Here is an 18,501-nt window from a genome sequence, read left to right as displayed (position 1 = left end):
CACTGAAATCCTTCGCATCGACCGAACGAGTGGAACGAGAGGAGCTGAGCGATGCATGACCTGGTAATTCGAAATGGCAAAATTGTCGACGGCAGCGGCGCGCCCGCGTTCGTCGGCGACGTCGCGATCGACGACGGCATCATCACGAGCGTCGGCGGCAAGGCTGGCGCAGCGCGGCGCGAAATCGACGCAGCGGGACTGCTAGTCGCACCCGGATGGGTTGACATTCACACGCACTACGACGGCCAGGTGACGTGGGATCCATACTTGAGTCCGTCGAGTTGGCACGGCGTGACGACGATCGTGATGGGGAATTGCGGTGTCGGCTTCGCACCGGTGCAGCGCGGGCAGGAGGAATTTCTGATCGGCCTGATGGAGGGCGTCGAGGACATTCCGGGCACGGCGCTGTCGGAAGGAATCAAGTGGAACTGGGAATCGTTCCCGCAGTACATGGACGCGATCGAGAAGATGAAGCGTGTCCTCGACGTCGGCACGCAGATGCCGCACGGCTCGCTGCGGACGTATGTGATGGGCGAGCGAGGCGCGCACAACGAGGAAGCGACGCCCGATGACATCGCGAAGATGGCGGCATTGGTGCGGGATGCGCTAAAGGCCGGCGCGCTCGGATTCACCACGTCGCGGACCATGCTGCATCGCGCGAAAAACAAGGAATTGGTGCCGGGCACGTTCGCCAGCGAGGCGGAGCTGCTCGGAATCGGGCGCGCGATGGGCGACGTCGGTCACGGCGTGTTCGAGATGGCGTCGGACATGGTGGGCGCCGACGCGACGATGGAATGGATGATCAAGCTCTCGACGGAAACCGGCTTGCCGATCACATTCGCGATGGCGCAGACCGACAACGATCCGACCGCATTTCGCCGCGTGCTCGATCGCGTGCGCAAATACAATGCGGAAGGCGCGAACCTGGTGCCGCAGATTCCCGGACGTCCGACCGGGATGCTGATGGGCCTCGAGAGCTCGCTGCATCCGTTCATCACGCATCCCGCGTATCGCGAGATTGCGCATCTGCCGATCGATGAGCGCGTCGCGAAGATGCGCGAGCCCGAAATGCGCGCACGAATCCTCGCCGAGCAACCGGGCGTCAAGGATCGCATGACGAATTACTTTCTCACGAATTTCGCAAAATACTTCGCGCTCGGCGATCCGCCGAACTACGAGCCCGAGCGCGAAACCAGCGTCGCGGCGCGCGCAGAGCGTCAAGGAAAAACTCCGCAAGAGCTCACCTACGAGCTGATGCTCGAGCGCAACGGCCGCGAGCTGCTCTATATGCCGTTCGCGAATTACTCGGACTACAACTTCGATGCACTGCGCGAGATGCTGGTCGATCCGATCACAGCGCTCGGACTGAGCGACGGCGGTGCGCACTGCGGATTGATTTGCGACGCGAGCATGCCGACGTATCTGCTGACGCATTGGGTGCGCGATCGTAGCCGCGGCGAGCGCCTGCCGATCGAGTTGGCGGTCAAACGCCAGACCAGCGACACCGCGAAGTTCTACGGCCTGCACGATCGCGGAGTGCTCGCGGCGGGCATGAAGGCCGACGTGAATGTGATCGATCTCGAAGGTCTGCGGCTGCATCCGCCGCAGATGGTGTTCGATCTGCCAGCGGGCGGACGCCGGCTGATCCAGCGCGCCGACGGCTACAAATTCACGGTGGTAAGCGGCGAGGTTACGTTCGAGGACGGCAGGCCGACCGAGGCGATGCCGGGCAAGCTGATTCGCGGGCCGCAGCCGGTGCCGCGCGCCAGCGCCTGAAACGATCGCGAGCTTAGATTGAATCGCAAAGGCCGGACGGTCCCCCGCCCGGCCTTTTTTCGGCACGCCGCACGAGCGAGTCAGGCCGACGGTGTGTTGCTGGCGAACTTATCCGGTATGGCCTGATGCGCGCCACTCTGCTAGATTTACCGCTTCGGCGTTAGCAAAGACACCCTCACGATGTTTAACAAACTAGAAAGAAACCGGGGCAATCGTCCCGTGGGAGTGTGCTCGAACATCGAGTTTTGACTAGCTGATAGATCAACAAACGAGTTCAGGCGGCCACGGGTGAATGAATCATCCGTGGCCGTTTTTTTTATTTCGCGACGACAAGTCGAAAGCAGGCAAGGCGATGCTGGTAAAAGTGGAAAATCTCACGAAGTCCTTTCGCGGCTTCACCGCCGTCGAAAATGTCTCCTTCCAAATCGAGGCGGGCGAAATCGTTGGATTGCTCGGGCCCAACGGCGCGGGCAAGACCACCACGATTCACATGATCCTGGGCTTGATCACGCCGAGCTCGGGGCGGATCGAGATTTTCGGCAAGTCGATCGCGACCGATCGCGAGGAAATTCTCGCGCAGATGAATTTCACGTCGCCGTACGTCGCGTTTCCTTATCGGCTGACGGTGATGGAGAACCTGAAAATTTTTGCACGGCTCTACGCGGTGCCCAATCCGCGCGAACGAATCGACGAGATGCTCGAGCTGTTCGGCATCACCGAGCTGCGCAAGAAGCCGATCGCGAGATTGTCGTCGGGGGAAAACACGCGGGTCGGTCTCTGCAAGGCGTTCATGAACAATCCGCGCCTGCTGCTGCTCGATGAGCCGACTGCCTACCTCGACCCGGAGATCGCATGGCAAGTGAAAGAAATTTTGCTTGAGGCGCAGCGCGAACGCGGCACCACGATTCTCTACACCTCGCACAACATGGACGAGGTTGAGCGGATGTGTAACCGCATCATTTTTCTGCATCACGGAAAAGTGATCGCGAGTGGCAGCCCAATCGAAATCACGCAAGCGATCCTCGAAGAGGAACGCGAGACGCCCGCGCTGGAAGAAGTCTTCATGCGCGTCGTCAAAGGCAAGGCCGCATGAAAATTCATCGCATCGCAGCCGTGATCCAGCGCCACTACTACGAAGCGCTGCGCAACATGGATCGCATCACCGACATGGTTTACTGGCCGGTGCTCGACATCATCGTGTGGGGCTTCTTCACGATTTATCTCGCGCGCGGCAATCGATTGCAGCCGGGGCTGGTCAGCTTTCTGCTCGGCGCCGCCATCCTGTGGGGGATGTTTTTTTCGTTTCAGCGCGACATGGCGGTCGGCTTTCTCGACGAGTTGTGGTCGCGCAATTTGATCAACCTGTTCTCGACGCCGCTCACGGTCTGGGAATACCTGACAGGGCTGATCATGGTGAACCTGCTGAAGACGATGGTTGGTCTCGTCGCTGCGTCACTGATCGCGCTGGCAGCGTACTCGTTCGACATCTTTCCGCTGATGCCGAAGTTTCTGCCGTACATGGCGAACCTGGTGTTCTTCGCGCTCGCGCTGGGCGTGATGATCACGGGGCTGATTTTTCGATTCACGACCAAGATTCAGGGGCTCGCGTGGAGTTTCGCCGGACTGCTGCAGCCGGTCTCGTGCGTGTTCTATCCGATGGCGGCGCTGCCGGGATTTTTGCGCGGAGTAGCATGGATGCTCCCGACGGCGCATTCATTCGAAGGGATGCGCAGCGTGCTCGCGGGTCACGGATTTTCGTGGTTTCACTTCTGGTGGGCCGCGGGTCTCAACCTGATTTATTTTGCGATGGCGATCGCTGGGTTCCGCTGGATTTTCGAAGCAGCGCGCCGCCGCGGCTTGCTGGTGAAACAGGAGTAGGGCAGAACGATCAGCCGCCGCTGAGGGCGCAGAGGATCTGCACCTCGTCATCGTCGCGGAGCGCCTGCGCGAGATCGGTCACCTGCTCGCGATTGACGAAGAACCGGATATGGCGGCGGATGCGATCCTGCTCATCGATCATGCGAAAGCGGATACCTGGAAAAGCAGTATCGAGATTACTCAGTAACTCGGAGAAGCTATTGCCCGTAGTATCAACTTCGCTTCGCCCCTGAGTATATGATCGAAGCGGACTGGGTATAGTCACTCGCATCAGGAGAGCGTCGCCGCCGATACTGAATAGATATGCGGCAGATGCGATGCGACGAGGTTCCAGTCGCGCCCTTCATTGGGACTCATCCAGATTTCGCCGCTGGTGGTGCCGAAGTAGATGCCCACCGGATCGAACTCGTCGGCGCAAAATGCCTGCCGCTTCACCGTGAACCACGCGTGACGCCGCGGCAGTCCGCGATCTTGCCGGCGCCAGCTCTCGCCGCCATCGATGGTGCGATACGCTGCCGGCCGTCCGCCCGGACTCGTGCGCGGCCACACCGTGGCGCCGTCCATCGGAAACACCCACGCGGTGTTGGGGTCGCGCGGATGCACGACGATGCCGAATCCGATGTCGCCGATATCCAATTGCGATCGATTGCCGATGCTAGTTTCGCGCCGCGCCAAGTTCAACGCGCAAATGATCTAATCGCAACTACTCAATTCGACGGGGCCTCAGGAAATTCTGATCGCACAAATTCGCGCAGCGCCTCGAACCAGACCAGTTTGTCCTTGAAGCCCGGGAAGCTCGCATTGAGCCCGCTCGGATTGGGCAGCACGAACACGCGTGCAGCGGCGATCGTCTCGGGTTTGAGACCCGCGCCGGCGCTCGCCGCCGCTCCAAACAAGCGGCGATAGATCGATACGCCGACGAACGCGACCACCTGCGGATTCGCGCGTCGAATCTTCGCCGGAAGCATGCGCGCGCCGCGATTCATCTCGTCGGCAGTCAGTTCGGCGGCGGATCGCGTCGCACGAGAGCATAGATTGGTGAGCGCCAATCCAAATTGCGGCAGACGCGTATCCTCCTCATGCTTCAGTTCGACCGGAACCAGCCGCGACGCATACAGCAAGCGCCAGAATGGATTTCCCGGGCCGGCAAAATGGTGCCCGACCTGCTCGGAGCGAAGGCTCGGGTTGATTCCAACGAACAGGATTCGCGGGCGGGCTTCAATGATGTCGCGCAGACGAGCCATGTGCGGTAGCGAATCGGAAGATCGATTAAGTCTCAGCGAAACCATCCTTTGATGCTGTCGAGCGGATTCGGCATCGACGACGAATTCGAATTGGAGGCACTCGACGATCCGCCGCGGATCAGCGTGCCGACCGCGCTCACGCCGCCCTCGATTATTCGCCCCGGCGCGGTGACTGCGCCGATCGCGACGTGCTCGGCCAGCATCGGAATATCCGGCAGCACGCGAACGTCGGGCAGCTTTCCCGACACGCCGACCGGAATCGGCACCTGCATCCCGAACGTCAGCAGGATGTCCGCCGCCATGTCGAGATTTTTATCCATGTCGAACCATCCGTCACCGCGAATTCCGTAGTCCGGCGATTCCGCCGTCAGATCATGCGTCGTGAAGCGATCGCCCACCAGTTGAAAACTCATGCTCGCGCTCCGGAGTTCCGTATTCGGATCGACCAGCAAGTCGCGATGGCTGGGCGTGAAGGCGACCTTGACGATCTGACTGACGCCGGGCGCCGCGGCGACCGCGTTGATCGCGTCCGCCACGATATTGACGCCCACCAACTTGCCGTTCGCGAGCGAGAGGCGGCCGCTACCGCGCAGCGTCGGCTTGATTCGTTCCCACGCCGAGCCGGCGCCGGACGCCGTCACGTTGCCGCTCAGAAAACCGTGAACCGTGTCCGCCGCTCCGATCTTTTGCGAGCGCAATCCGTGCTCGATATTGAGATTGTTCATCACGAACGCGATCGTGAAATGCGGCTTCGCGCCGAGCATCGCGTCGATCTGCGCGGAGAGCGATCCGTCGAGCAGATTCATCCTGACCGGCGTCGCGACGAGCCGATCTTTCTTGTACGCGGCGCTGATATCGAGATTGCGATAGGGAATCCCGATGAGCTGGCCCTCGGGCGACTTGATCTCTGCGTTCAGCCGCGGCGCCGACAACGCGCCGTCCGCGGTACCTGCGATCACCATTTGATTGATCGTCTCGTTCGCCGGCTGGCTCCCCAACAAATCAGCCACATCCAACGCCGCGGCGCGCATCGTGTAGCTGGCACTCAGCGGATTCAGTGTGACGACGCGCGCTTCGAGCGACGCATTCGACGACCCGATCGCGAAGGTCGCTTTCTCGGTGATCTCGTCGCCGGGATGAAAGCGAAACTCGCCGCTGAGATGCGAAATCGCAGGCCACGACGGCCCCGGCTTCATCGCCGCATCTTTCAGCGTCACCGCTCCGTCGAGATCGGGCTCGTGATCTATCAGTTTCAAATTGCCGTGAAGCTCGCCGGCGCCGGAGATGCCGTAGCTTGCCACCGGCGTCACGCTCGGAGCGACGCTCGCGAGGTTGAACCTGTTGGTATCGATTTGCGCGCTCGGAGGCCGGTCGTCGGCGGTGGAAATGTTGGTCGCGGTCAACTCGAGCGCAGCCAGCGTTGCCTTCACATTCGACACATTGAGCTGATTGGTCAGCGTTCCGCTGACGTTGACCACGAGCCGAGTACCAGCGGGCTTACCAAGCGCACCTGCGTACACAACGCGATGCGCGGTCAGATCGGAGCCGATCGTGAAAGGCATTTGCGCCCACGATCCTTTGACAATGCCGTTCACAGAAAACGCGTCCGGGATCGATAGCTGCTTCGGGATGCCCGCGCCAACGTCAATCAGCGGACGGATTCGATCGAGCTTCATCAGATCGCAGGTGAACTTGAGGTCCAGCGGCAACGCAGAGAGGTCGACCACGCCGTGCTTGAGCAGCGGCCCAACCTTGCCTGAAGCCCGCGCGTTCCGGTCCTCGCCGAGCACCGAGGCCTTGATCTCGACATCGAATGGCGCGGTGGCGCTGAAGTTGCTGAGTTCAAACTCGACGTGATCGGCTTCAATTGGCTCGCCCTGCTCGGCAAGATCGGTGAAGTAAATCGATCCGTCCTCGATATTCAGCGAATCGATCGTGACGTCAGCCAGCGCCGATCTTTGTTTAGCGTGATGCGGTTTATCTTGATGCGCCGAATTGCCGGGTTCTGAGCCGAGCGAATCCAGGTTTAGATCGCCCGTCGCGTTCATCAGCACCTGGATGTCGGCTTTGACGAATTCAACGCGTCGGACTTTAACCTCGCCCCTCAGAATCGGAATGAACTCGAGCTCGGCTGATACTTCGTCGGCGACAATAAACGGATCTTTCGAGAAGGCCGGATCGTCGGCGATAGTGAGATTGGTCAACTCGACCGAAACGCCCCATCCGGCACGCGCCTGGATTTTTTCGACCGTGATCGCGCGGCCCAGCGCCGCGCTGACGCGGCTTAGAATGCGATGCTGATGAGAATCGACGATCGAACTTAGGTTGAGGAATGCATAGGTGGTGAGCGAGCCCGCGATTGCGAGGACAACGCCGACCACGATGCCCGACCAGACCAGGATTCTGCGCATCCTCACAGACACAATAATCGCGGCTTCCTCCGTTCAAAGAGGCGTTATCAATTCGACGGCTGAGTCGCAACTTGGCGGCATCGAAGGTACGGCGCCGGGCGCGCGTCGTTTCAGCCACGCCGCACCGCCTGATATTCTGGCGATGTTAAATCAACGAATCCAACCGGGTGCATCAATGGCGCGCGACAAGAAGTTCACCGACCCCACCGATATCGAAATTGTCGAAATGCATCGCCGCTTCATCGTGGTGATGGAGCAAGTAAGGCTCGAAACCATCAGCGGCGAGATGAAGCAACACTACTTGCGGGTCATGACCTCGTTGACCGAAAAGCTCGCGATGCCGAGCAAGCCGCTCGGCGAAATCGTCGGCGAGATCATGGCCGAGGCGGGCCCGTTCATTTTCCAGGCGATGCAGCGCTAGCGCCAGCGCCGTTGCGAACAAATCTATCCCTCGAAGGCGTAGCCGCTCTCTTCGTGCTGGCTTAGATCGAGGCCCATCTCCTCGTCTTCGTCGATCACGCGGATTCCCACCAGCGCATCGGTGACTTTCAGCAGCACCGTGCTTCCGACGAAGGAAAACACTATCGTCGCGACGACCGCGATCGCTTGCACCATCAGCAGGCGCGGATTGCCGAAAAAGAGGCCGTTGGCGCCCGCCGAATTGACCAAAACGCTGGCGAACAGACCGGTTGCGAGCGCGCCCCAGATTCCGCCGATCGCGTGAACGCCGACGACGTCGAGCGCGTCGTCATAATGAAATCGCTGTTTCATTCGCACCGCGCCGAAGCATAACAGTCCCGCCGCGCCGCCGATCACGATTGCCGGCATCGGCCCGACGTATCCCGAGGCCGGCGTGATCGCGACCAGGCCCGCCACCGCGCCGCTCGCCGCGCCGAGCAGTGTAGGTCGTCCGCCGACCCACCACTCGATCGCGAGCCACGAGATGGTGGCCGACGCAGCGCCGAGATGCGTCGCGACGAAGGCCGACACCGCGAGGCCGTTGGCAGCCAACGAACTGCCGGCATTGAAGCCGAACCATCCGACCCACAGCAGTCCCGCGCCGGTCACCGCCATGGTGAGATTGTGCGGACGCATCGGCTCATGCCCGTAGCCCCGCCGCGGACCGATCGCCAAGGCAGCCGCGAGCGCCGCGACGCCCGATGAAATATGTACGACGGTACCGCCCGCGAAATCGAGCACGCCCATCTGCCGAATCCATCCGCCGACGCCCCACACCCAATGCGCCAGCGGATCGTAAATGAACGTGACCCAGAGAATGCTGAAGACCAGAAATCCTTTGAACGACATCCGCTCCGCGATTGCGCCGGTGATCAATGCCGGCGTGATCACGGCGAACATGCATTGATAGATCATGTACGCCTGGTGCGGCACGGTGGCGGAGTAATCCGCATACGGCGTCGCGGCGCTGACGTTCATCAGACCGATCCACTGGAGGCCGCCGACGATCGCGGTTCCCGGTGCGAACGCCAGGCTGTAGCCGAACAGCACCCATTGGATCGATACGACCGCCACCAGTATGAAACTCTGGATCAGGGTCGAGAGCACGTTTTTACGCCGCACCAATCCGCCGTAAAAGAGCGCGAGCCCCGGAATCGTCATCATCAGCACGAGCGCGGATGAAACCAGCAGCCACGCGGTATCGGCGCCGTCGATAGTCGGCGCGGCGGTGGTTTCGGCGCCCGCGGGCGAGGCTAGAGCGAGATAGCCTCCAGTCGTGAGCAATACCGAATTGACGCGCGATCGGAATTTGGCAAGGGTCATCGTCGCAATCTCCAGGGTCGCAGTCTTTGCTTGGTTGGCAAACAACTGCCCAAAAAGAATGCAAAATACAACCCGTACCGAGCAAAAAACTTGCGAAACTTAAAGAGGCGGCCCGCCGGACCGCCTCTTAAACATTCAACTGGCCGAAATATCAGCCTTTGGGCAGTTGCAGGATTCGCTCGCCGATCATGTTTTTCTGCACCGGCGAGGTGCCGCCCGCGATCGTCATCGATTCCGACGCAAGGATTCGCCGCATCCAGTCGCCGTCCGGCGCGAACGGCGAGCGCCGCTCCAGCATCGCGTAGCCGCCCAGCAGCCGCGTGACAAACTTCGTCATCCGTTGACCGAGGTCAGTCGAAAGCAGCTTCGAGATCGAGGCCTCCGGTCCGGGCTGTTGCCCCTTGAGGCGCTTCGACAGACTGCGGAGCCCGTTGTATTTCTTGGCGGTCGTTTCGATCGCGAACTGCGCGATCTGCTGGCGGATGTCCTTGTCTTCGATCGCAGGCCGTCCGTTGACCTGCGCCGCCCTGGCGATCTGCACGAGTTGCTGCAGCACTTGCTCGGTGCCGCCGAGCGTCTCGCCGATACCGAATCGCTCATGCATCAGCGTCGCGACCAGCACCTGCCATCCCATGTTGATCGGGCCGAGCAAATTTTCTTTCGGCACGCGCGCGTCTTCGAAAAAAATCTCGTTGAATTCCGATTCGCCGGTGATCTGCTTGAGCGGACGCACGGTCACGCCCGGGCTGTGCATATCGACGATCAGCGCGCTCATCCCCTTATGCTTCGGCGCTTCGGGGTCGGTCCGCACGAACAACTGGCAGAAGTGCGAGCGATGCGCGGTCGTCGTCCAGACCTTCTGCCCGTTGACGATAAACTCGTCACCTTTCAACTCGGCGCGGCACTGAATCGACGCGAGGTCCGAGCCCGCGCCCGGCTCCGACATGCCCTCGCACCAGATTTCGTCGCCCGCGAGAATCGGCTGCAGGTAGCGCTTTTTCTGCTCGTCGGTACCCCACTGCATCAGCGCGGGCCCGCTCATGATCACGCCCAGCACGTTGCATCCCATCGGCAGGTTGAGGCGCCCCAGTTCCTGGTTGAAGATCAACTGCTCGATGAACGTCGCGCCGCGCCCGCCGTATTCCTTGGGCCAGGTGAGGCCGGCCCATCCCGCGGCGTAGAGCTTTTTGTGCCACGTCTTCAGCCGCTGCCAGTTTTCCTCATCGCCGCTCGCATCGGGATCCTCGCCGCGCGGGCCGAGCGATCGCGGACGGTTTTCTTCGAGCCAATTGCGCACCTGCATCCGATACGCATCTTGTTCAGCAGACCATGTGAAATCCATCGAGCACTCTCCGTCGATCGCGCCAGTCGGGGTCGATGCGGTTGATTGATCGCGCGCTCCGGGCTGGTCTCTCTTGAGTAGCGCCCCTTGCGCGTGCGGAGCAAGAGTCCGCCCGATTCTTAGCTGCCCCCTCCGTCATCCCGAGCGGAGGGCTGCCGGAGGGGCACCTTGCGTAGCGGTTGAAGCAACTGGAACAAAACGGGCTTCCCGGATCACGGCATCCAAAGTCCCGCGCTGGTAGCAACTGGTTAGAAACGTCGCTAGCGCGTCACGCAGATTGATCTCAGCCTGCTCGCGCGTTTGCCCCTGCGAGTGCAGGTCCAAAGAGTCGCATGACGAGATGAACCACTTGCCCTTCTTCCTGACGCGGGCCGGGAGTCTGAATTCCAACGATATCTGCATGGGTCTGATCGGCGCCTGAATGTACTATAGCCGGACGCGACCATGAACCGTAATAGCGCATTCTCGTATGCTTGCAACGCCTGCGGGCGATGCTGCCATGACAAGGTGATCACGATTTCGCCGTACGACGTGCTGCGAATCGCGCGCGCGATGCAAATCACCACCGGCGAGGCGATCGCGCGCTACACGATTCGGCGCGGCTCGATTCTCAAATTCATCGATCACCGTGGATGCGTCGCGCTCGACGGCGTGCGATGCGGCCTGCATCGCGGACGTCCGCTTGCCTGCCGCCTCTATCCGCTTGGTATCGAGCGCGTCGGCGACGGTGATGATGATCGCGTCATCACACTCGAACCAGCGCAAGGTTCGCGGGGCGTGTATGGAGGCATCGGCACGGTGGACGATTTCCTCGCGTCGCAGGAGGTCGCGCCGCATCTCGAAGCGAATGCGCGATACCGCGAGTTGCTGCCGAAATTTCGCGCGCGAATCTATTGGCTCACCGACTTCGACCGTATCGAGCCGCGCGAGTTCTGGCGCGTGGCAGTGCGCGAGGCGCTCGCCGAATCCGGATACGATCCAAATCCGCTGATCGATGCGATCTTCGATCCCGATTCACTCGGATGCGCCCGCGACAACGACGCAAGGACCGTCGCGCAGCATCTTACAGTTCTCTCGAAGCTGATTTGCGACGAGCCGAATCCGGCGATCCTCGCGTCGGCTGCAGTGATGCTGGCAATCAGTCTCGGCTATTCGCCGAGCGAAGTGTCTCGACCATAGCGATTTGCGCGAGTGCCGGTGCTTAGGCATTTGCTGTGCGCTTGCAATGGGTAATGCGCTTGCACGGCCTCTCGATCCTATGCCCGAGGCCGGTTTCGGCCGATGCTTACTCGGTGGGCAAATCTCAAACCTTACTAAATGATCCTCTAAAGCACATTTATCCTTACAAACCCTTGACACGAATAGCATCCCGTCTTATGTTCGGCGCTACCCCAAGAGGATTGCCTTATGAAATTCGGCGGAGATTCCCCCGAGCTGGACGCTATTGACCTGCAGATTCTCAATATCCTGCAGGAACATGGCCGAATTCCGCTCGTCAAATTGGGCGAACAGGTCGGGCTCTCCGCGCCTTCGGTCAACGAGCGCGTAAAAAAGCTCGAAGACTGCGGAATTATCACCGGCTACCACGCCTCGGTGGACGCCACGCGGCTCGGCAAGGATGTCGGCGCGTTCATCGGCGTCTCGATCGCGCATCCAAAGACGATCGCGCTGTTCGAAGATGCGGTCGCGATGCTCGACGACGTCCTCGAATGCCACCACGTCACCGGCCAGCACACCGTGCTGCTGAAAGTGAAAACCGACAACACTTCGTCGCTCGAGCGGCTCATCAGCGCGATCCGCTCGATCGAGGGAGTGGCGCGGACCGAAACGATGGTGGTGCTTTCAACGCATACGGAGCGCGGGCTGATCGCGGTTCACGCCAACGGCGAGTCGCAGGAGCCGTCCAACGGCCGGCGTCATCGTCACGGCTCCGCGAAATCGGCGCTTCCCGATGCGAGACGGAGTTCATAATGCACAACGCGAAGAGCATTCCAAAAAAGCAGGGACTCTACGATCCCGCGTACGAACACGACGCCTGCGGAGTCGGCTTCGTCGTCAATATCAAGGGAGTGCGCTCGCACGATATCGTCGCCAAAGGGCTCGAGGTGCTCGACAATCTGACTCATCGCGGCGCGTGCGGATGCGATCCGCGGTCGGGCGACGGCGCTGGAATCCTGCTGCAAATCCCGCACGAGTTTTTCTCGAAAGAGGCGCTTCGGCTCGGGTTCAAATTGCCCGCGCCCGGCGAATACGGTGTCGGCCAGGTTTTTCTGCCGATGGATTCCGCCAAGCGCGCGCGCTGTATCGACGCGTTCGAGCGAATCGTCGCGGGGGAAGGACAGCGCCTGCTCGGGTGGCGCGACGTGCCAATCGTCGAATCGGAATGCGGCGAGATCGCGCGGCGCGGGCTGCCTTCGATTCGCCAGGTCTTCATCGGCCGCAGCGCGGATCTGAATGACGTCGAGGCCTTCGATCGCAAGCTGTTCGTGATTCGCAAGCGCGCCACCGCGGAGGCGCTCAAGCTCGATCTCGACGATTCGGAACTATTTTACTTCTGCAGCCTCTCGCCTCTGACGGTCATTTATAAGGGCCAGCTCATCTCGACTCAGCTTCCGAATTTCTTCACCGACCTGCGCGATCCCGAAGTCAAAACCGCGCTCGCGATGATCCATCAGCGGTTCTCGACCAACACTTTTCCGAGCTGGGATCGCGCGCATCCGTATCGATTCATGTCGCACAACGGCGAAATCAACACCCTGCGCGGCAATATCAACTGGATGCACGCGCGCGAAAAACTTTTCTCGTCGCCGCTCTTCGGTGACGACATCAAGAAGCTCTTGCCGATCGTCGAGCCCAACGGCAGCGATTCCGCGACGTTCGACAACTGCCTCGAACTGCTCGTGCGCACCGGCCGCTCGCTGCCGCACGCTGTGATGATGATGATCCCCGAGGCGTGGCAGAACGATTCGCAGATGAGCGCCAGCAAGCGCGCGTTCTATCAGTTCCATTCATGCTTGATGGAACCGTGGGACGGCCCCGCCTCGATCGCCTTCACCGACGGAATCAGGATCGGCGCGGTGCTCGATCGCAACGGACTCCGCCCCTCGCGCTACACCGTTACCAAAGACGGGCTGGTCGTGATGGCGTCGGAAACCGGTGTGCTGGATATCGCGCCCGAGAATGTAGCGCTCAAGGGTCGCCTGCAGCCTGGCCGCATGTTCCTGGTCGATACCTCGCTCGGCCGAATCGTGCAGGATCACGAACTCAAGGAATCGATCTCGTCGCGCCAGCCTTATCGCGATTGGCTCGAGCAGAGTCTGGTCAGCCTCGAGTCGTTGCCGGAAGCGAAAAGTGCGCCGCCCGTCGATGGCTTCGAAGAAGGCGATTTGCTCGCGCAGCAGCAGTCGTTCGGCTACACGATCGAGGATCTGAAAATGATCCTCGCGCCGATGGCGACCAACGGCCAGGAGCCGGTCGGATCGATGGGCACCGATACGCCGCTCGCCGTGCTCTCGAACAAGCCGCAGCTACTCTACAATTATTTCAAGCAACTGTTCGCGCAGGTCACCAATCCGCCGATCGATCCGATCCGCGAGGAACTGGTCACCTCGACCGAAACCACGATCGGCGCCGAGCAGAACCTGTTCGAAGAGTCCGCGCTCCACTGCCGCCAGCTTCGTTTGCCGCAGCCAATCCTTACCAACGAGGAACTCGAAAGGATCAAGCGCCTTTCGACCGACGGCTTGCGCACGATCACGCTGCCCACCGTGTACCTTGTCGATGGCGGCGAAACGGCGCTGCGCGAGGCGCTCGACACACTTTGCCGCGACGCGTCGGCGGCGATCGACGCCGGCTACACCATCATCGTGCTGTCCGATCGCGGCGTGAATGCAAAGTACGCGGCGATTCCGGCGCTGCTCGCGACCGGTGCGGTACATCATCATCTGATTCGCGCGGGCACCCGCACCCGCGTCGGCCTGGTCGTCGAATCAGGAGAGCCGCGCGAAGCGATGCACTTCTGTCTGCTGATCGGTTACGGCGCAGGCGCGGTCAATCCGTATCTCGCATTCGCGACGATGGCCGGGATGATTCGTGACGATCGGCTGCGCGACATCGACGAAGAAACCGCAGTTCACAATTTCGTTAAGGCGGTCGGCAAGAGCATCACCAAGGTCGCATCGAAGATGGGAATCTCGACGACGCAAAGCTATCGCGGCGCGCAGATCTTCGAAGCGATCGGCCTCTCGAAAGATGTAATCGACAAGTACTTCAGTTGGACGCCGTCGCGCGTCGGCGGAATCGGCCTCGACGCAATCGCCAGGGAAACTGCCGAGCGACACGCCTATGCATTCAAGGTCGCGCTCAACCTAGACGGCGAACTCGACGTCGGCGGGCAGTATCAGTGGCGGCGGCGCGGCGAGTTCCACATGTACAATCCGAACACCATCGCCAAGCTGCAGCATAGCGTGCGATCGGGCAACTACCGGTTGTTCAAGGACTACACGAAAGCCGTCGATGAACAGAGCCGCACGCTCGCGACGCTCCGCTCCCTGCTCAAGTTCAAAACCGATCGCCCGCCCGTGCCGATCGAAGACGTCGAGCCGGCGTCGGAAATCGTAAAGCGCTTCAAGACCGGCGCGATGTCGTTCGGATCGATCGGCAAGGAAGCGCACGAGAACCTCGCAATCGCGATGAACCGAATCGGCGGCAAGAGCAACACCGGCGAGGGCGGCGAAGATCCCGCGCGCTTCGAGCGCGACGCCAATGGCGATTGGCGCCGCAGCGCGATCAAGCAGGTCGCATCGGCGCGTTTCGGCGTCACCAGTCACTACCTGGTCAACGCCGACGAACTGCAAATCAAGATGGCGCAGGGCGCGAAGCCCGGCGAAGGCGGACAACTTCCCGGCCACAAGGTGGACGATTTCATCGCGAAGATTCGCTACTCGACGCCCGGCGTCGGACTGATTTCGCCGCCGCCTCATCACGATATCTACTCGATCGAGGATCTCGCGCAACTGATTCACGATCTCAAGAATTCGAACGATCGCGCGCGCGTCAGCGTGAAGCTCGTCGCCGAGGTCGGCGTCGGCACCATCGCGGCCGGGGTCGCGAAGGCCAAGGCCGACGTCGTGCTGATCAGCGGCTACGATGGCGGCACCGGCGCGTCGCCGCTGCAATCGATCAAGCACGCGGGCATCCCGTGGGAACTGGGCCTCGCCGAAACGCAGCAGATCCTCGTGATGAACAGTCTCCGCGGACGGATTCGCGTCGAGACAGACGGCCAGCTCAAGACTGGCCGCGACGTTGCGATCGCAGCGCTGCTTGGCGCCGAGGAATTTGGTTTCGCGAGCGCCGCGCTGGTCGCGTCGGGATGCATCATGATGCGCGTCTGCCATCTGAATACTTGTCCGGTCGGCATCGCGACGCAGGATCCGAAACTGCGCGAGAAGTTCGAAGGCAAGCCCGAACACGTCGTGAACCTCATGATGTTCATCGCGGACGAATTGCGCGAATACATGGCGCAGTTGGGTTTCCGCACGCTGGACGAAATGATCGGACACGTCGAATGCCTGGATTCCAACGACGCGATCAAACATTGGAAAGCGCGCCACATCGATTTGAGCGGCATCCTGCGCCGTCCCGATGTCCCCGCCGACGAGCCGCTACATTGCGTCGAATCTCAGGATCACAAACTCGAGGCCGCACTCGACAATCAAATTATCGAGCTGGCGAAACCCGCATTGGAGCATCGCGCACCGGTTGAAATCGAGCTGCCGATTCGCAACGTGAACCGCACAGTCGGCACGATGCTCTCGGCGGAAGTATCGCGCCGGTTCCACGCCGAAGGCCTGCCGCCGTACACAATCCAGGTGCGGCTGACGGGTTCGGCGGGCCAGAGCTTCGGGGCATGGCTGGCGCCCGGCGTCGCGCTTTATCTCGAAGGCGACGCGAACGATTATTTCGGCAAGGGCCTCTCGGGGGGATTCATCTCAGTGAAGCCGCCGCGCGCCGCAACTTTCAAGGCCGAGGAGAACATCATCATCGGTAACGTCGCGCTCTACGGCGCAACCGGCGGAGAAGCGTTTGTTCGGGGCGTCGCGGGCGAGCGCTTCGCAGTCCGCAATAGCGGCGCGCACACGGTGGTCGAGGGAGTCGGCGATCACGGATGCGAATACATGACGCGCGGACTGGTCGTCGTGCTCGGCAAGACCGGTCGCAATTTCGCGGCCGGCATGAGCGGCGGTGTTGCCTACGTCCTCGACGAGGACGGCAGCTTTTCGACCCGCTGCAACACCGGGATGGTCGAGCTGGGACCGATCGGCAATCCCGATGAGCTCAAACAACTGCACGCATTAATCGTGCGGCATCATCAATATACAGATAGCGCTGTCGCGCATCGAATACTTGATAATTGGAGTGACTACTCACTGAGATTCGTGAAAGTACTACCTACTGAGTATCGAATGGTGCTCGAACGGCAGCATCTCAATATGAATTCGGACCTCGCGCGGCTCGCCGCCGTTTGAGCATGCGCGAGCGAAACATTAGCAGAACCGATCAGGGAGAGCGGGTCTAGATGGGCAAGATTACGGGCTTCATGGAGATCAAGCGCGAAACGCCGTCGCGGCGTCCCGTGAGCGAACGCCTGAACGACTGGCGCGAGTTCGATCTCAAGATGCCCGAGGAGAAATTGCGCGCGCAGGGCGCCCGATGCATGGATTGCGGGATCCCCTTCTGCCACAAGGGCTGCCCGCTCGGCAACATCATCCCGGATTGGAACGACCTGGTGTATCGCGGCCGCTGGCGCGAGGCGATCGAGCGGCTCCATTCGACCAACAATTTCCCCGAGTTCACCGGCCGCATCTGCCCCGCGCCGTGCGAAGAGGCTTGCGTCCTCAACATCAACAACGACCCGGTCACTATCAAGCTGATCGAAAAGAACATTATCGATCACGCCTGGGCCGAAGGATGGATCGCGCCGCAACCGGCCGCGCGCAGGACCGGCAAGAGCGTCGCGGTCGTTGGTTCAGGTCCGTCGGGGCTCGCGTGCGCCCAGCAACTCGCGCGCGCCGGCCATTCGGTAACGCTCTACGAACGCTCCGACCGCGTCGGCGGATTACTCACTTACGGTATTCCCGATTTCAAACTCGAAAAGTGGATAGTCAATCGCCGCGTCGAGCAAATGGTCAGCGAAGGCGTCGAGATAGTCACTAGCTGCCGCGTCGGAACCGACATTCACGGCGATCAACTGCGCTCGAAGCATGATGCGATCGTGCTGACCATGGGCGCGACCAATCCGCGGGACCTGCCGATTCCGGGGCGCGACTTGAAGGGAATCCATTTCGCGATGGAGTTCCTTCCTCAACAGAACAAACGCAACTTCGGCGACACGCTCGATCCTGCGTCCGAAATTTCGGCCAAAGGAAAACGCGTCGTCATCCTCGGCGGCGGCGATACCGGGTCTGATTGCCTCGGCACGTCGAATCGCCAAGGCGCGCTTATCGTGCATCAATTTGAGTTGCTCCCGATGCCGCCCGAGCGGCGTACCGAGCAGATGCCGTGGCCCGATTGGCCAATGATTCTGCGCACATCCAGCTCGCACGAGGAAGGCGTGCAGCGCGACTGGAGTGTCAACACGAGCAAATTCACCGGCGAGAACGGCGTCGTAGAAAAGCTCCACGGCGTTCGGCTTAACTGGAAAAACGAAAACGGGCGGATGGTCATGGAGCAAATCCCGGGCAGCGACTTCGAGATCGAATGCGACCTCGTGCTGCTCGCGCTGGGATTCCTCGGGCCGGAGCCCGCCACGATCATTTCGCAATTGGGGCTCGCGCTCGACGCTCGCAGCAACGTGCTTTGCGAGAATTATATGTCGAGCCTGCCCGGAGTGTTTGCCGCAGGCGATACGCGGCGCGGACAATCCTTGGTGGTGTGGGCGATCTGGGAAGGGCGCGAAGCGGCGCGCGCCGTCGATGCGTACCTGATGGGCGAGACCTTTCTGCCTTCCAGTCCGGAACTATAGTTTCGGCGGAACAGAGTATAGCGGGGAATAGCATGTAGCGGCTGT

13 protein-coding genes and 1 pseudogene are annotated in these 18,501 nt (G+C 61.0%); 8 read left to right on the top strand and 6 right to left on the bottom strand.

Going from position 1 to position 18,501, the window contains the following annotated elements:
- Nucleotides 1–51: 51 nt before the first annotated feature.
- The 3 genes from Q7S58_RS09015 (at nucleotide 52) to Q7S58_RS09005 (ending at nucleotide 3,654) form a co-directional block, all read left to right on the top strand.
- Complete coding sequence (locus Q7S58_RS09015) at nucleotides 52–1,776, top strand: amidohydrolase family protein (RefSeq protein ID WP_304823784.1); 1,725 nt, start codon at nucleotides 52–54, stop codon at nucleotides 1,774–1,776.
- 292 nt (nucleotides 1,777–2,068) lie between these two features.
- Nucleotides 2,069–2,869, top strand: a complete 801-nt coding sequence (locus Q7S58_RS09010) for an ABC transporter ATP-binding protein (RefSeq protein WP_304823781.1) — start codon at nucleotides 2,069–2,071, stop codon at nucleotides 2,867–2,869.
- Nucleotides 2,866–3,654 carry an ABC transporter permease gene (locus Q7S58_RS09005; protein WP_304823778.1) on the top strand — a complete coding sequence of 263 codons (789 nt, stop codon included), beginning with the start codon at nucleotides 2,866–2,868 and terminating at the stop codon, nucleotides 3,652–3,654. Before Q7S58_RS09010 ends, Q7S58_RS09005 begins: the two co-directional genes overlap by 4 nt.
- A gap of 10 nt (nucleotides 3,655–3,664) precedes the next feature.
- On the opposite strand, the gene Q7S58_RS09000 is transcribed toward Q7S58_RS09005, so the two are convergent.
- From Q7S58_RS09000 to Q7S58_RS08985, 4 genes and pseudogenes are all read right to left on the bottom strand, one after another.
- Complete coding sequence (locus tag Q7S58_RS09000; protein ID WP_304823775.1) at nucleotides 3,665–3,925, bottom strand: MoaD/ThiS family protein; 261 nt, start codon at nucleotides 3,923–3,925, stop codon at nucleotides 3,665–3,667.
- Nucleotides 3,925–4,308, bottom strand: a pseudogene (locus Q7S58_RS08995) (glycosyl hydrolase); the annotation flags it as partial. The pseudogene Q7S58_RS08995 and the gene Q7S58_RS09000, both read right to left, overlap by 1 nt.
- A gap of 53 nt (nucleotides 4,309–4,361) precedes the next feature.
- Nucleotides 4,362–4,898, bottom strand: coding sequence for a mismatch-specific DNA-glycosylase (locus Q7S58_RS08990; protein ID WP_304823770.1), 537 nt, complete (start codon nucleotides 4,896–4,898; stop codon nucleotides 4,362–4,364).
- A 32-nt stretch (nucleotides 4,899–4,930) separates the two neighbouring features.
- A complete protein-coding gene (locus Q7S58_RS08985) occupies nucleotides 4,931–7,309 on the bottom strand; it encodes an AsmA family protein (RefSeq protein WP_304823767.1) in 2,379 nt (792 codons plus the stop codon).
- A gap of 175 nt (nucleotides 7,310–7,484) precedes the next feature.
- Between Q7S58_RS08985 and Q7S58_RS08980 the strand changes: the two genes are divergently transcribed.
- Nucleotides 7,485–7,730 carry a hypothetical protein gene (locus Q7S58_RS08980; RefSeq protein ID WP_304823764.1) on the top strand — a complete coding sequence of 82 codons (246 nt, stop codon included), beginning with the start codon at nucleotides 7,485–7,487 and terminating at the stop codon, nucleotides 7,728–7,730.
- A gap of 23 nt (nucleotides 7,731–7,753) precedes the next feature.
- Here the strand turns inward: Q7S58_RS08980 and Q7S58_RS08975 are convergent, their stop codons facing one another.
- Together Q7S58_RS08975 and Q7S58_RS08970 are read right to left on the bottom strand one after the other, a co-directional pair.
- A complete protein-coding gene (locus tag Q7S58_RS08975; RefSeq protein ID WP_304823761.1) occupies nucleotides 7,754–9,091 on the bottom strand; it encodes an ammonium transporter in 1,338 nt (445 codons plus the stop codon).
- A gap of 151 nt (nucleotides 9,092–9,242) precedes the next feature.
- On the bottom strand, nucleotides 9,243–10,433 hold the full coding sequence (locus Q7S58_RS08970) for an acyl-CoA dehydrogenase family protein (protein ID WP_304823758.1): 1,191 nt from the start codon (nucleotides 10,431–10,433) through the stop codon (nucleotides 9,243–9,245).
- Between the two features lie 444 nt (nucleotides 10,434–10,877).
- On the opposite strand from Q7S58_RS08970, the gene Q7S58_RS08965 reads away from it, so the two are divergent.
- From Q7S58_RS08965 to Q7S58_RS08950, 4 genes are all read left to right on the top strand, one after another.
- Nucleotides 10,878–11,612, top strand: a complete 735-nt coding sequence (locus tag Q7S58_RS08965; RefSeq protein WP_304823755.1) for a YkgJ family cysteine cluster protein — start codon at nucleotides 10,878–10,880, stop codon at nucleotides 11,610–11,612.
- A gap of 228 nt (nucleotides 11,613–11,840) precedes the next feature.
- Nucleotides 11,841–12,404, top strand: coding sequence for an Lrp/AsnC family transcriptional regulator (locus Q7S58_RS08960; protein WP_304823752.1), 564 nt, complete (start codon nucleotides 11,841–11,843; stop codon nucleotides 12,402–12,404).
- Nucleotides 12,404–16,960 (top strand): glutamate synthase large subunit, encoded by a 4,557-nt coding sequence (gene gltB / locus Q7S58_RS08955; protein ID WP_304823749.1) that lies wholly within the window; start codon nucleotides 12,404–12,406, stop codon nucleotides 16,958–16,960. The genes Q7S58_RS08960 and gltB overlap by 1 nt, the downstream gene beginning before the upstream one ends.
- 50 nt (nucleotides 16,961–17,010) lie before the next feature.
- Complete coding sequence (locus tag Q7S58_RS08950; RefSeq protein WP_304823746.1) at nucleotides 17,011–18,456, top strand: glutamate synthase subunit beta; 1,446 nt, start codon at nucleotides 17,011–17,013, stop codon at nucleotides 18,454–18,456.
- Nucleotides 18,457–18,501 lie beyond the last annotated feature (45 nt).

Origin of the sequence: Candidatus Binatus sp., assembly GCF_030646925.1 — a bacterium.
Taxonomy (GTDB): domain Bacteria; phylum Desulfobacterota; class Binatia; order Binatales; family Binataceae; genus Binatus.
Note: the sequence above shows the minus strand (reverse complement) of the source record. Positions and strands in the feature narration are given on the sequence as shown.